This window comes from Lysinibacillus sp. FSL M8-0337 (assembly GCF_038593855.1).
GTDB classification, from domain to species: Bacteria; Bacillota; Bacilli; order Bacillales_A; family Planococcaceae; genus Lysinibacillus; species Lysinibacillus sphaericus_D.
Map to the genome: position 1 here is coordinate 4,509,410 of NZ_CP151996.1, position 14,974 is coordinate 4,524,383.

The 14,974-nt window shown below is 34.5% G+C and carries 15 protein-coding genes; 3 read left to right on the forward strand and 12 right to left on the reverse strand.

What is annotated here, in order from left to right:
* Positions 1-14: 14 nt before the first annotated feature.
* Genes MKY08_RS22040 through MKY08_RS22050 form a run of 3 tightly spaced genes read left to right on the forward strand, consistent with a single transcriptional unit; the run spans position 15 to position 1,076 of the window.
* On the forward strand, positions 15-296 hold the full coding sequence (locus tag MKY08_RS22040) for a zinc ribbon domain-containing protein (protein ID WP_069514109.1): 282 nt from the start codon (positions 15-17) through the stop codon (positions 294-296).
* A gap of 15 nt (positions 297-311) precedes the next feature.
* The gene (locus MKY08_RS22045) at positions 312-731 is read left to right on the forward strand and encodes a hypothetical protein (protein ID WP_069514107.1); all 420 of its coding nucleotides are present in this window, start codon (positions 312-314) and stop codon (positions 729-731) included.
* Between the two features lie 18 nt (positions 732-749).
* The gene (locus MKY08_RS22050) at positions 750-1,076 is read left to right on the forward strand and encodes a zinc ribbon domain-containing protein (RefSeq protein WP_069514104.1); all 327 of its coding nucleotides are present in this window, start codon (positions 750-752) and stop codon (positions 1,074-1,076) included.
* 155 nt (positions 1,077-1,231) lie between these two features.
* Here MKY08_RS22050 and MKY08_RS22055 read toward each other — a convergent pair whose 3' ends face one another.
* The 12 genes from MKY08_RS22055 to yycF all read right to left on the reverse strand — a co-directional run bounded on the left by MKY08_RS22055 (position 1,232) and on the right by yycF (position 14,884).
* Positions 1,232-1,441: a TM2 domain-containing protein gene (locus tag MKY08_RS22055; RefSeq protein WP_069514101.1), complete on the reverse strand. Its 210-nt coding sequence runs from the start codon at positions 1,439-1,441 to the stop codon at positions 1,232-1,234.
* A 261-nt stretch (positions 1,442-1,702) separates the two neighbouring features.
* Positions 1,703-3,412, reverse strand: a complete 1,710-nt coding sequence (locus MKY08_RS22060) for an ABC transporter ATP-binding protein (RefSeq protein ID WP_069514098.1) — start codon at positions 3,410-3,412, stop codon at positions 1,703-1,705.
* Complete coding sequence (locus tag MKY08_RS22065) at positions 3,405-4,145, reverse strand: MerR family transcriptional regulator (RefSeq protein WP_069514096.1); 741 nt, start codon at positions 4,143-4,145, stop codon at positions 3,405-3,407. The genes MKY08_RS22060 and MKY08_RS22065 overlap by 8 nt, the downstream gene beginning before the upstream one ends.
* A gap of 225 nt (positions 4,146-4,370) precedes the next feature.
* Positions 4,371-6,686 (reverse strand): hypothetical protein, encoded by a 2,316-nt coding sequence (locus MKY08_RS22070; protein WP_069514093.1) that lies wholly within the window; start codon positions 6,684-6,686, stop codon positions 4,371-4,373.
* A 209-nt stretch (positions 6,687-6,895) separates the two neighbouring features.
* Positions 6,896-7,375: a 23S rRNA (pseudouridine(1915)-N(3))-methyltransferase RlmH gene (gene rlmH / locus MKY08_RS22075; protein ID WP_069514090.1), complete on the reverse strand. Its 480-nt coding sequence runs from the start codon at positions 7,373-7,375 to the stop codon at positions 6,896-6,898.
* 90 nt (positions 7,376-7,465) lie between these two features.
* A complete protein-coding gene (locus MKY08_RS22080; RefSeq protein WP_036205521.1) occupies positions 7,466-7,630 on the reverse strand; it encodes a CxxH/CxxC protein in 165 nt (54 codons plus the stop codon).
* A 262-nt stretch (positions 7,631-7,892) separates the two neighbouring features.
* Complete coding sequence (locus tag MKY08_RS22085; protein WP_069514087.1) at positions 7,893-9,191, reverse strand: trypsin-like peptidase domain-containing protein; 1,299 nt, start codon at positions 9,189-9,191, stop codon at positions 7,893-7,895.
* Between the two features lie 184 nt (positions 9,192-9,375).
* On the reverse strand, positions 9,376-10,164 hold the full coding sequence (locus tag MKY08_RS22090; RefSeq protein WP_069514084.1) for an MBL fold metallo-hydrolase: 789 nt from the start codon (positions 10,162-10,164) through the stop codon (positions 9,376-9,378).
* 2 nt (positions 10,165-10,166) lie between these two features.
* Positions 10,167-11,000, reverse strand: a complete 834-nt coding sequence (gene yycI / locus MKY08_RS22095) for a two-component system regulatory protein YycI (RefSeq protein WP_069514081.1) — start codon at positions 10,998-11,000, stop codon at positions 10,167-10,169.
* Entirely contained in the window at positions 10,987-12,303 is a 1,317-nt protein-coding gene (gene yycH, locus MKY08_RS22100) for a two-component system activity regulator YycH (protein WP_069514079.1), read from the reverse strand. Before yycH ends, yycI begins: the two co-directional genes overlap by 14 nt.
* Positions 12,300-14,165 carry a cell wall metabolism sensor histidine kinase WalK gene (gene walK / locus MKY08_RS22105; RefSeq protein ID WP_069514076.1) on the reverse strand — a complete coding sequence of 622 codons (1,866 nt, stop codon included), beginning with the start codon at positions 14,163-14,165 and terminating at the stop codon, positions 12,300-12,302. Before walK ends, yycH begins: the two co-directional genes overlap by 4 nt.
* Before the next feature lie 5 nt (positions 14,166-14,170).
* Positions 14,171-14,884 carry a response regulator YycF gene (gene yycF, locus MKY08_RS22110; RefSeq protein WP_024364334.1) on the reverse strand — a complete coding sequence of 238 codons (714 nt, stop codon included), beginning with the start codon at positions 14,882-14,884 and terminating at the stop codon, positions 14,171-14,173.
* Between the last annotated feature and the right edge of the window lie 90 nt (positions 14,885-14,974).

Below are 14,974 nucleotides of genomic sequence, written 5' to 3' on the forward strand. Positions count from 1 at the left end.
TTGGAGGTACTATTATGTTTTGTAGAAACTGTGGCGAGCAAATTTCAGAACACGCCGAAATTTGTATTCACTGTGGTGTCCGAGTAAAAAATGCAGTTGGGGATGACAAACCAAACTGGGGTATTAACATTATTACACTTTGCTGTGTACCACTTGTTGGATTAATTATGTATTTTATTTGGAAAAATGAAAAACCAGTTGCGGCTAAATCCGCTTTAACATTCTTCTTCATTAGCATAGGAGTTATCGTATTATTCTATATCGTAATGTTCATTATTGGATTAGCAAGTCAATAGCACGAGGGCATAGTTATGTATTGTACTCATTGTAGTGAACCTATTGCTGCGTTAACGGAAATTTGCACGAAATGTGGTGTACGACCTTACGTCACTAAAAACTTCTGTCACTCATGTGGCTCTAAGGTAGATTGTAATCAAGCCATGTGTATTGCTTGCTGCTCTATGCTAAGAGAAATTAAGAAAACGCGAGGAGCAGAATCTTATCATCCTGCGATTATAGGGATTCTAAGCTTTTTCCTCGTTGGATTAGGACAAATAATAATGGGACAAATTTTTAAAGGGTTAGTTATGTTAGTTGTTTCTTTTATATTAACATTGATAACCTTAGGATTATCTTCTTTTATTATTACACCTATTAACGTGATCGATGCTGTCCTGATTGCAAATAAAAAACAACAAGGGAAGCAAGTTGGCAAATGGGAATTTTTTTAATATGTAGGGGGTTTTACGATGTTTTGTCCTAATTGTGGTTCTAGCATTGATGACAATGCCGAAATTTGTATACATTGCGGTGTTAACGTATTAACATTTCACAAACAAAAGACTGTAGCAAAAGAAGATGCACCAAACATTTGGATTAATGTACTCAGCTTATGCTGTTTCCCTCTACTTGGTTTTATTATCTATTTTGCATGGAAAGATACACAGCCAAAAGCAGCAAAATCAGCTTTGATATTCGCGGTAATTGGTCTAGCTCTTTCAATTATTGTAGCAATTATTTCATTTGTAATAGGTTTTGCAACAGAAATGATGAATGATAGCTATTATTACTATTAATTACAATAGAACACTAACTGTATGAAACAATTAAGAAGGGTAGACATTGAAAAGTCTCCCTTCTTTTAATGTATTGCTATAAATAAAAGCAACAAGCGTAAAATGTATGTACGAACTCATTGTTTTTTATTCACTATTCTACTTCTTATGCTTAATTAATTAGATTTAACAAGGTTGCCGTCTTTATCAGTAAATTTACCAACGATAATCATAATTAAGTCTACTAGTGTCCAAATACCTAAACCGCCTAATGTTATAAACATTAGTATCCCTGTACCAATCTTACCTACATAAAAACGGTGAACACCTAAACTACCTAAAAAGAAGCAAAGTAATATTGTTGCTACAAAACTTTTGTCTGACATGAAAATACCTCCGATAATTTTATAAATACTATAAGTTCCCACCAAATAATTATATTACATATTAAGGTTTTTTTAACATTTTTTTCTTATACCTTTTTCCTCATTTTTATAACCTGTTTCTAGTTATTCAGTAACTAGAATATGTTATATAAGTTCCAGTCAAACAGATATTTAATCCTATATATAACTATTAATACCTTATAAAATAAAAAAAGACATATTCATTTTTCTTTGAATATGTCTAACCAAGAATTCAATCTTTTACTGTGTCATTAATTTAATTAGCTGTTTATAATACGTATGATGTTCTTGAAGTTCCTCATGTTTTCCAGAACCCGTAATAAAACCATCCTCAAACACTAAAATTTGATCGGCATGTACAATTGTAGATAAACGGTGTGCAATAATAACGGTTGTACGTCCTTTCATAACATACTCTATTGCCTTTTGTACCGCTCGCTCTGAGTCATTATCAAGGTTAGATGTTGCTTCATCTAATAATAGTATGGCAGGATTTCGGAATAAAGCACGTGCGATTGCTATCCGTTGTCTTTGTCCCCCTGATAATTTAATTCCCCCTTCGCCTACTTCAGTATCTAATCCCTTTTCAAACTGTTGCACAAAATCCCATGCGTAGGCATTTTTTAATGCCTCTATAATATCTGTTTCTAAAACATCAGCTTTTCCATAAGTTACATTATCGCGAATTGTGCCATTCATCAGCGGAGCTTCTTGCGATACATATCCAAATAAGCTACGCCACTCCTTTAAATGGATTTGTTCAATTGGCTGTTTTCCAAATCGAATAGTACCCTCTGTAACATGATAAAATTGTTCTATTAATGAAAACATGGTTGTTTTCCCTCCGCCACTGGCACTAACCAATGCGGTTGTTTTGCCTGCTGGAATCGTAAAAGAAATACCTTTTAAAATTGGATTATCATTATATTGAAACACAACATTTTCAAAAGTAATTGACTCATCGGCAGACAAAATAGCATTTTTTCCATGTCCTTCAATTGGTTCATTTAAAATTTCTTGTAATCGTTCTGTCGCACCCATTGCCTTTTGGAGCGAAGTGAAAAATGTTGCCATTTGTGTAAATGGAATAATGATTTGCACAAGGTAAATAATGATCGCTACAAGTTCACCTGCAGTAATCGCACCTGTTGCTACTTTTGCGCCGCCATAGCCGAATAATAAAATGAGTACCACCATCATAATAAACGTCATAATGGGTGATAGAACGGCTAAAATTTTTGATTCTTTTAATCCAAATTGATACAAATGTTGGATTTTTTCTTCTCCATTTAGCTGCTCATAATTTTCTGTTTGCGACGTTTTCACAAGTCGTATATTCGTTAATACACGCCCCAACTGTCCTGTAAAACTAGCAAGCTCATCTTGATTTGCTCTCGCGATTTTATGAATACGTTGTCCAAGAGGCAAGGTCAATAAAATGGCTACCGGCACTGATATTAGCATCAATAATGTCATTTTCCAATCAATGATGATTAATATGATTACCGCACCCACGATGGCAAATAAGCCCGAAATAAAGCTAATTAAATGATCTGTAATAAGTTCCTTAATAACATTCGTATCTTGCGTAATTCTGCTCATGGTTTCCCCAGATTCATGTGCATCAAAATAAGGAATACGTAACCGTAAAACATGCGCCCATACCTTCATACGCAAATTAGCCACAATTCTTTCCCCAAGCTTACGCATCATATAAAACGTTACACCACTAAGTACAGCCTGGAAAATAAGAAATACACCTACTAATATAATGGACTGCCATGAGAAACCAATCGTTGAAAAATCATTAATCATTCTCATCGTAAATAATGGAACAGTCAATCCAATAAGTGTTTCAACAATACTCAGTAAAAGAGTGCCTATCGTCAGTTTCTTTGATAATCGATTACTATTCACAAGCTGCCAAATGCCTCGTACTGAATTATTCATTATCTTCCCCCCTATACACTCCTAGTCGTTCAGCCTGCGAAATAAACCATTCTTCCTCTTCCTTTGTAAAAGGTGTAGGAAACAACCAATCATTTAGCTCAATCTCTTCATATTCCTTTAATACTTCGACTAAATCTTCTACCATATCTTGTGGAATTAGTGATAATAGCTGCTCCATTAGTGCTTTCAAAGAATCATCTTGAATCGGTTGTATGTATGCCTGCTTCAATTGATTAGCTAAAGCCATGTATTTTCGATTAAATTCAATCATGTTTATTCCGGAAAAGTCGTATAGTCGCTCGATTAACTCATCAGGTAACTTACCTCGCCAATAGTCTCGTTGCTCATCCTCTTTGAGTAAGTTAAATATCATCGTTAAAAAAATGGATGTATCAATGGCTTCTTTTTGTTTTCCTATGTTAATCGCCTGATCCAAGCTCGTAATTACCCGATCGATTTGATTTCGCTTCTTCTCTAATTGGCGTTTTTGAAACATTAATGATTCGATTAACTGCTGTTCCCCGTTCTGTAAAATATCTTCTATCTCCTCCAAAGAATAATCTAAATATTTTAATGTGATGATTTTTTGAAGGGTCTCTATGTTACCGTCATTGTAATAACGATGCCCCGATTCTGAAATATAGCATGGTTCTATCAATCCCTTTTCACTATAAAACCGTAAAGTCCGTACTGTTAGCCCTGTCTTCTTTGCAAATTGACCGATTGAATACATATTTTCAGCTCCCTTTCCTCCAGTATAAAATCTACCGTTACGTCAGATGCAACTACTTTACTCAATAAATAAAAAAAGAACACCAGTTTCGTGTTCTTTAGTGAATGACAATCTATATATTATTACGATGATGATTATTGTTGTGAGCTTATCATCCGCATTTACTTGTGATACGGTTCAACGTAATGTGGCTAAGTGCGAGTTTTATATTAAATTATTTTGAATTTACACTATTCTTCTAGGATAACCTTCATAAATTTTAGTGAATTCTGATGTTTCAGTGTACACAAATCTTAAATATTCTTTTGAATTTTTTAGTTTAATGGCTCTTATAATTACTAGCGTATCTATTAATTTAGGAATATTAGCTAAACTATATTGAGATGACATACTAATACTAATACTTTCTTCCTTATAGTTTATATATGAACTATAACCTCTTCCAAAACTATCAATAATTGTTTCATTAAATTGATATACAATAGGATAAATACCGTGTTCTTCTAAAATATATCCAAGTTCATTTAAAGCATTACATGCTTTACTAATTTCTGTTTTATCGGGGAAATCCTCCCTCTTGTGTTCTATTCTATTTCTAATATTAGCAACGTTATTTTTCTCTAAGAGTATCTTAATTCTTCTAAGTAATTTATCTAAATTTATATATATTTCATCTGATAAATCTAATACTAACTTAGTATGACTAAATGGGAATACAAACAAATTCGTTCTTTCGATATATGATGGAATATCTTTTTCATTTCGTTTATAGTTATCACGCGTATTTAATAGTTCATTGCAAAAATCAGCAAGTATTTCAAACCCCATAATAAGAGGATAAAGGGTATTCTTACCACCTCTATCAAATACAATTGATCCATTATTTGTTACTTTTTTGTTACTTAACTGTTCAGACATAAATGTACGAGCTTGAATTATATTATATTTAAATTTTGTTTCTCCATAATGGTCTGATAATAATACCCATGTTATATAGGAGAGACTGGCATCTAATATTTCTTCTAACGATACAAATAGATTTACTGCAGCACTTCTAATTCGTTCTTTATCAACCTCATTATATGAATGCATTAAACTTGAAACTTTAGTGAAGCTTTCGAGACGATTCCAATATTTTTGTAAAGAGTCTGGAAAGGTATTAACATTAAAACCTAATTTCCATAGCAATCTATTCACTAAATTCTCTTCATCAGTATCATCCTTCGGGATATAAAAATCCTTTATCAATAAATAATCAAATGTAAATTTTATATGTTTAGGACTATCCAGAAGAAAATCTTTCACAATTTGCTTTGGATTCTCATTCATTAATAACTTTTCAAATTTATCATTAGTATCAATACCTTCAACTAATCTAAGTTTCCAATCTAACTCTTCCTTATCATTATAAATCTCCATGATTAAGTATTTTAATCTTAAAGTTGGTAAACCTTTATTTTTTGATATAAATCTAACACCTAAATTTGAAACTTCGCATTTTAAATTTAAAGAACCCCCTATTTCATATCCAAAATATGAATTTCTTATTTCTGTAATAGGAACTTTTATTTCTTCATTAAATATTAAATATTCTAAAGTTGAAATTATATCTATATTTTTAAAAAGTAATATAAGTTGAAAACATTCTGCTATAGTAAGTTGTTCAGAAATTTGTTCTGCAGATCCAGAAATTTTTCTATTTATTTCAGAACTCACAGAACGTTTAGACCTAAAATAAGAAAAACGATTGATTAGTTCTTTTAATAAAATTCTTAATTCACTCAAACTAAAAGCATTTATTAGAGCGAATGGTAAGTTAGATAAATCATGTTCTAGCATTAGATTATCTGAAGTATTTTTCTTTGATGATTCCTCTAATTCTTCAGGCAATCCTCTTATATCTAGGAAATTCGATAAATCTTTAAACTTTGATTTATTATATGAAGATGTAAGTTTTACAAAATGTAATTGATTACACGATAAACTATCACAGTGCCATAACGGAGCACTTTTAATTACAGGTAAAGATCGAGATTCTTCTGAATCCAAAAAACCAAATGGACCTACTACATTTTTCCCATATTGAAAAACACCTATAGGGGTATCATCCAAAAGTTTATTAGTTTGTTCTTGATTAAGTTTACTTGGTCTAATATCGAAATTTTCAAAGAATTTATCATATAGCATTCTCTCATATATCCATGGAAATCTAATATTACCTTTTATAACATCCTCTGATAAAGCATTCTTTAAACTGTTTATATCAGTTTTTTCTATATCAATTAAAAAATCATTAAAATAAAAAGCGTCTAAAATATTTAATTTACACTCAGATATTTTATATTCCTCATTATTAAGATATGATGAAGCTATTTCTTCACCTATTGAAGTCAATTCAATTGCTTCACCAATTTTTTGAGATGGAGAATAGTCTAGGGAAATAAATGATTTTGTAAAAAAATCACGTAAAATAAGAAGTTCATAAAGTTTACTTTGATACTCTGTTTCATTTTTTATAATTTCTTTTGAATCCGATACCATTTAATCACGCCCTTATCTCTTTATGGGTAAATTATAACAAATAAAGCGAGATTATATTAGTTGATTTCCTATATTCTCTTTTATAATTTGAAAATATTGTTAAAAACTTTAACCGAACACACTTTTCCAATTATTACAATTTAATATACTAAAAATCGACAACATTTATTGTGATGTCGATTTTTAGCAAACATATAAGCAAACCTCACTTACTTATGATAAGGCTCTCCCTTAATAATGCGAAAGCTTCGGTAAATTTGCTCAATCAAGACTAGCTTCATTAGCTGATGTGGTAATGTCATCTTGCCAAATGATTGTTTTTCGTCGGCACGTTTGAGGACGTCGTCGTGTAGGCCGAGTGAACCGCCTATGACGAAGGCAATTTTACTTTTTCCATAAGTCATCAACGACTCGATATCGGCTGCCATTTCTTCAGATGTTTTCATTTTGCCGTTAATGGCAAGGGCGATCACGTATGTATCTGGGCTTAGTTTTGCAAGGATACGTTCGCCTTCTTTTTTCTTCACAATTTCCATTTCTGCCTCGCTTAATTGCTCCGGTGCTTTTTCATCAGGCACTTCCGTTAACTCTATTTTGGCATAGCTACCAAGGCGTTTTACGTATTCGTCGATCCCCATTTTTAAGTACTTTTCTTTTAGTTTTCCGACTGATACAATTGTTATATTCACACGTTATCCACCTTTACATTTCATTTACAAACAAATTATCCACAAAAGTTATCAACATATCCACAAGTAGTTTCTATATATTGTGTAAAGTTATTTACTTGATACAATATATTCTGCTGGCTGTTCGCAGTAACTACATTTTGTGGATAACTTTTTTTCCTTTTCTACTTTATCCATAATTGGGAATACTTTTTGCTCCGCAACAAACATGTCTAAAGCGTGATCTATATGCTTTTCGCAACTGAATTTTTCCATTTTTTCATGTCTCCTTATTTTCCGAAATTTCCACAAACTTATTCACAATTCGGTCTATGTTATCCACAATCTATTGTAACAAAGGAATAGCAAGTAGGAAAGAAAGGCTTTCTCTCGCTACTTGCTGTGTAAAGTAATTATTCACAAATTTCTAGTTATCCACATCTATATTTGTAAATTCTCTTAGTAAAATACATCTTGCGGATTAATTTTTTAAATTAAAAATCGGTAGTAGATTTTACATCTACCACCGATTAGCTTATTACAATGAATCGCTATTTGTTAATGTTAGTGTTAATTCCACTAACTTACCTTCGCGGTATACTTTCATTGTTAATGTATCACCAATTTTTTTGTCGTTGTACAAATGCTTACGTAAATCAATCGAAGTTTCGATTTTTTTACCGTCCATTTCAACAATTACATCATATTGTTTCACGCCTGCTTTTGAAGCTGGTGAGTTAGCGATAACATCTGTAATGACAACACCTGTTGTAATTTCTTTAGGTAATTTTAATGTTTGTTGTTGGTAGTACGCTGGTACGTCTGTTAAATCGACTAATGAAATCCCCATCGTTGGACGTTTCATTTCTCCATTTTTCTCTAATTCCTGAATAATTGGAATTGCTGAGTTGATTGGAATTGAGAAGCCCAGACCTTCCACTGACGATTCGGAAATTTTCATGGAGTTGATGCCGATTAATTCACCAGCTAAGTTCACTAGTGCACCACCACTATTACCAGGGTTAATAGCAGCATCTGTTTGTAACACTTCTTGTTGCCAATCCGCAACCTTGTCGCCATTTAAATCAACTGGTACTGAACGGTCTTTACCTGAAACAACACCTGTTGTTACAGAGCCATAAAATTCTAAACCTAGTGGATTCCCGATTGCAATCACTGTTTCACCTTGTTTTAGTACATCTGAGTTACCAAATGTCGCCACTGTTTTAACATCTTTTGCACTGATTGAAATAACAGCTAAGTCTGTCCAAACATCGCTACCGACTAATTGTGCCTCTTCTTTTGAGCCGTCTTGCATTGTTACTTCTAACTGTTTTGCGCCTTCAATAACGTGATTATTTGTGACGATAAAGGCTGTATCACCTTCTACTTTATAAATAACACCTGAGCCGCTTCCTGTTTCTTTATCTTGGGTTGTTTGCTGATTCCAAAAACCGCCACTTGCCACTTCTTGAATATTGGTAATACCTACAACAGCACCTGATGCTTTTTCTACAGCACCTGTAACATCCGTTGTTACTTCGGTTGCAACCTGATTGATGGTTGTCTCATTTTTACCAGAACTACTTGTTGTTGTCCCCGGCATCTGATTGACAAGCCCAGGAAGCATTAGCCACACGAGTAATGCACCGATAATAACCCCTATTAGACCACTAAAGAAATAGCCACCTTTTCCTCCGCCGCCGTCTTTCTTTTTAGAACGCTTCGCTTGCATTTCTTTTTCCTCACGTTCCAATCTCTCCTGTAGAGGGGATTTTTGGATCTCATCATTATTTAGAAAATCACTGTTTTTATCATCATCATTTAAATAACTCATGTTCCTCATCCTTTCGTACAACTTCTATCTATTAATTCTTGCCTTTATCATACGATTCAAACATTAAAATTACATGAAAAATAAATAAAATGGGCATAAAAAATAGCTGTTCAATGCATTAACTATAAAATGCCATTGAACAGCTTTTCTTTTTTATATGAACGCTTGAAATCTTGATTTTTCTTTAAACCATTACTAGTTTTGTTGGCTCTTCAGCATCCGTATCTACTAAATGAACATACTCACCTGCGATAATCCCGCAAGATTGCAACGTTTGTGTCACACTCATGCGCGCAAGCTCTTTCATATTATTATCTTTACTTAAATGGGCTAAATAAATATTCGTTGGCTTCTCAAATACTACTTCGCTCATTGCAATAGCAGCATCTTCGTTCGATACGTGTCCTACATCACTCAAAATACGACGTTTTATAGACCACGGATAGCGCCCCATTTGTAGCATGTTAACATCATGATTACTTTCAAACACGAAGGAATCTGCGCCACGGATAATGCCCTTCATACGATCACTAACATAGCCTGTATCGGTAATGACCACGAGTTTACGACCATTTTCATGAAATGAATAAAACATCGGATCTGCTGCATCGTGTGAAACAGCAAAGGATTCTATAGCTAAAGAGCCAAAATGCTTCACCGTCTCCATTTCAAACTCAAAACGTTGCTCTAGCGGAATATCTCCTACGAGTCCATCCATCGCTTGCCACGTTTTAGCATTTGCATATACCGGTACATTGTATTTCCGAGCCAATACGCCAATTCCTTTAATATGATCACTGTGCTCATGTGTAACTAAAATGCCACTTAGCTGTTTCATATTGCGATCGATTTTTGTGAAGAGCTGCTCCATCTTTTTGCCACTTAAGCCAGCATCGACAATAAATGCATGATTATCGTTCTCTACATAAATCGAATTGCCTGTACTACCACTTGCTAAAACACTAAATCGCATCTTTAAACTCCCCAGTCTTCTTCTTCAACCTCTTGCTTGTCCTCTTGAATTTCAATAATCTTGCCTTCCACAGCATCAACAAAAAACTCTTCTATTTCACCGTCTTCTAATTTCACTCGTACTTCCCATGTTGGTAATAATACTTGTGTTTGCGTTAAATAGACAAGTGTGGAATAGCCTAGCTGCATCTTGTCAACATGTGAATCTGGCTTTAAAAGCCCTTTTGCGTATAATGCCTGTACCACTTGAATCGGTGGTAGCACACTTTGTTGTTGCTCCACTTCTTCAATACTATCAAGCATCGTTTGTTCATACATCGTTACTTCATCGTTGGCATTCCATTGTATTTTTAACAGTCCACTCTTATTGTAATAGAGCATTCGATTTTTTGTTTTTTGAAAGAAGATGGCTACACGCTCTTCGCGATTAACTTTCCATAATCCATAGGAACTGCCTTCTTTAATATTCGCTTGCACAAATTCTGTGAAACTGGCATCATCATTAACATTTCGCAATTTCACTGGATTTGCGAGAATGACATGCGCCTCTTTTCCTTCTAATTTTGCATCTAAATTATTTACGCGATGATTAGGATTGGTAAAATCAGCAGCCGTAAAAGTGTGGACTTTACCAGTAATAAAGGTAGCTGATTCCACATTATTCGGCAAAACACCATACGTAATATTATCCTCTTTTAAACGGGCATCTATCGTTTTCTCACCTGTTACTTCAACGCTTTGCGCCTCATTGTAACGATTTACATATAATGAGTATAAGAAAATATTTAAAATTAAAAAGACGACTATAAAAATGGATTTTGTTCTATTCCAATCCATTTTTTACACCCCCAAGCATTTCAGGTGTCAGTAAAACCCATGAACCATTGCGAATTACAAACCAGCTTGGTTCTAATGTAAATAATCTTAGATTTTCATCTTGTGTTAAATAATACCCAACAGCAATTTCATCGATATCTGATAATACAATATTATTAAGCTTATGAATTTTTTCAACAATTTCTGTACCCGATGGCAGTTCTTTTATCTCTTTTTCCGATATGTCTAAAGAAAAGTAAGGGCGTTTATAGCGGAAAATGCGTGTATCTCCCCATACCGTTGTTATACGAGTTGTTGCTTGATCACTATAGACAGGGAAACCTTGTAAATAAAGCTGATAATCTAATTGATTTTTACTCGGGTTGCCCGATACATAGCGGTAATCCGCCGTGAAGCCACCATGTTCGTTGATAAATTCAAAACTATCTTTAAAGAGTTTCGATGGCTCTATGCTTTCGCTACTTTCGGCTGCTGGATAGACATAAGTCAATGATTTAAACCTTGTATCCACAGTCATAAGAGACAAACCATCTGTATATTTTTCAAATGTCGCACTTTCTACATTACGCTGTACAACGTTTGGCTCTGAAAATAAGACATTTTTAAATAATTCAGGTGAAAGTTCATTCATATAATACGTATATTTTACGGATTCAATTGTATCATTTGGCACATAAAGCGACGTATAGCCATCTCGTTCCACTTCTTTATATGCACTATGCAGTTTGGATGGTTCAATAATATCTTTTGCAAATTGATTGGCATTTGTAATACTTACATGTGAGCGTAACAGTGATTTGTTAGAGCTACTAATGAAATACATTTGCACTTCTTTGTTAGCATAATTTGTCCAATCAATTATAATGCGATTAAACGTTGTCTCTGGTAACTCTTTTTCACCAAAGTTAAAAATTGTACCTAGCTCTGAAAAAGGAATTTCCCCAGCAAAAAATACAGTCATACGATTATTAGCACGTATCATCTCATTAACATTTGCTGGTGAAATATTATTGTTCACTCGAACTAGGTCTAGGATGTTCCAACCATGAAAAATATTCATAATATCTTTCATGGCACCGTTTGATACAGTACCTGTTAATTCTTCTTCACTACTATAAAGAGCTTTATACGGCTTAATAACATCTTCTATTTTCTTTTGTGTACCAATTAAAATTTCCTTACCTTCTGTTTGCTCAATTACTTTGTAATCAGGCGTATATGTCCAGATAATGAAAGTTAGCACAACACTTAGCATAACGAGTAGAAATAAAACAATGGATTTTACTGGTTCTATATATTTCATTCCCACTCACCTGCCTCGTCAAAATCGTCTAATTCAAATGGTAATGTGAAGAAAACGGTTGTCCCATATCCCTCTTCACTTTCAGCCCATATCTTCCCACCATGTGCCTCAATCATTTCTCGCGCAATCGCTAGCCCAAGACCTGTACCACCCATAGAGCGTGCCCGCGCGCGATCCACGCGGTAAAAACGGTCAAAAATACGTCCTACATTTTCTTTTGGAATACCCATGCCATCATCCGAAATCATGACCTTCAACGTATCTCCTTGGACGGTAAAACCAAAACGGACACTACCTCCATCTGGAGAATATTTTATTGCATTTGAGATCACATTATCAATTACTTGCGTCACCTTATCTGTATCAATTTCAACGTAATAGGATGTCTCTGGAAGTAATCGTTCGAATGTTACATTTTCTGATTTAGACATTTCAAAGCGATCGATAATTCGATTAAAGAATGAATTAAATAACACAATATCTGTATTCAATTTGTAATTACTACTATCCATTCGTGATAATTGTAGTAAATCATTTACTAAACGAATCATTCGCTCTGTCTCTGTTTGCGTAACATTTAAAAATGTAGGCGCTATATTTTCATCTTTCCAAGCCCCATCAATTAATGCCTCAAGGTAACTACGCATCGTTGTTAACGGTGTACGAAGCTCGTGTGAGACATTCGATACAAACTCTCTACGCTCCATTTCAATCTTTTCCTGCTCCGTAATATCATGAAGTACAGTAATTAACCCATTAATAAACCCTGTTTCTTTTTGAATTACCGAGAAATTGGCACGTAAAATATACGGTGCCTCTGCCGTACTAAAATCCAAGTTGACAGCATCATTCATATGGATTAAATCCTCAAAGCTATATTCTTGGTCGATGCCTAACACCGAAGCGATTGGCCGTCCCAATGTGATATCCCTCGAAATATGCAATAACTCTAAGGCTGGATCATTAATAAGAATAATACGTCCTTTACGGTCTGTTGCAATTACACCATCGGTCATATTACTAAGGACCGAATGAAGTTTCCGTCGTTCAGCCTCTGTCGTCGATTGAGACTCTTGCAATCGATTGGTTAAATGGTTAAACGTAGTAGCCAATTGTCCGATCTCATCGGTTCCATAAACTCGTACTTTACGAGAAAAGTTCCCTTTCGCCATGGCTTGTGCTTGTTTACGCATATCCGCAATCGGCTGCGTAATAGTGCGTGCTACTAAAATGCCTAAGAAAATAGTAACCACTAATGATACAGCAGTACCACCTAGGAAAATACGGTTAATATCACTCATCTGCTCAAAAACGGATTCAATATTTGCTTCAATGTAAAGCACCCCGATAATTTCATCATCAGGGCCAGCACCATCACGAATTGGCGTTGCTAACACCCATACTCGATTTCTCGTTTTATTGTCCAGTTTTATAAGATCAAATAGTGTTTCGGCTGATATTGCTCGACGGACAAGGTCTGTATTCGAACGTTGGCCTATTAAATTTTGATTATCTACTTCTGAAGTTGCAAGTATACGCTGTCTACTATCAATTACGCGAATTTCTAAAATATCGCCTGTCGAAACATCCTTCAACCCTGTGGAAAATTCTTTTACAATGGATTTCAAACTTTCCTCAAGCGAAGGCATACTTTCATCGCGTTCTTTTAAAATTTCTTCACGAATGCTATATTGCATCAAATCTACACGCTGAAAAATAGACTCTTGAAAATTACTTTTCAAATTTTCCTCTAGTTGCTTTGCAAAATAGATGCCTATAATTTGTAACGCCAACATAATCAACAAAATATAAATTAGTACAAGCTTGACATGAATTGATTTAAAGAAGCTTACTTTCTGCATTTCCTTTACTCCTGTTCAGGATTTCGTAAATAATACCCTACGCCACGTCTAGTGACAATCCATGCCGGATGACTTGGATTATCCTCTATCTTTTCACGAAGGCGACGAATCGTTACATCGACTGTACGTACGTCACCGAAATAATCGTAACCCCATACAGTTTGTAAAAGATGCTCACGCGTCATCACTTGTCCAATATGTTTTCCTAAATAATGTAGCAATTCAAACTCACGATGTGTTAATTCAATTGCTTCATCGCGCTTCATCACCTGATAAGCGTCAGGCTGGATAACAAGAGAGCCTACTACAATCTCATTGGATGTTTCCTCTTCTTCCTCTGCCGCAGGAGCTACTACTTGAAGGCGACGCATATTGGCTTTCACGCGTGCGATTAGCTCCCTTGTACTAAATGGCTTCGTTACGTAATCATCCGCGCCCATTTCTAAGCCTAATACTTTATCAATCTCTGAGCCTTTAGCGGTTAACATAATAATAGGGAAATCATATTTTTTTCGAATTTCTCTACAAACTTCCATACCATCTCTTTTTGGTAACATTATATCTAACAGCATTAAATCCGGCTGCTCTTCCTCAACCTTTTCTAATGCTTCATCTCCATCATACGCACAAATTACTTTGTAGCCTTCTTTAATTAAATTAAACTGTAAAATATCTGCGATTGGTTTCTCATCGTCAACAACTAAAATTGTTTTACTCATACATTCTCTCCCTTTCGCTATTCATCTATTCTAAACAATGTGTATTTGTAAAGTTACTACTCTTAACTCTAACATGCTTTTTGCTTCCAT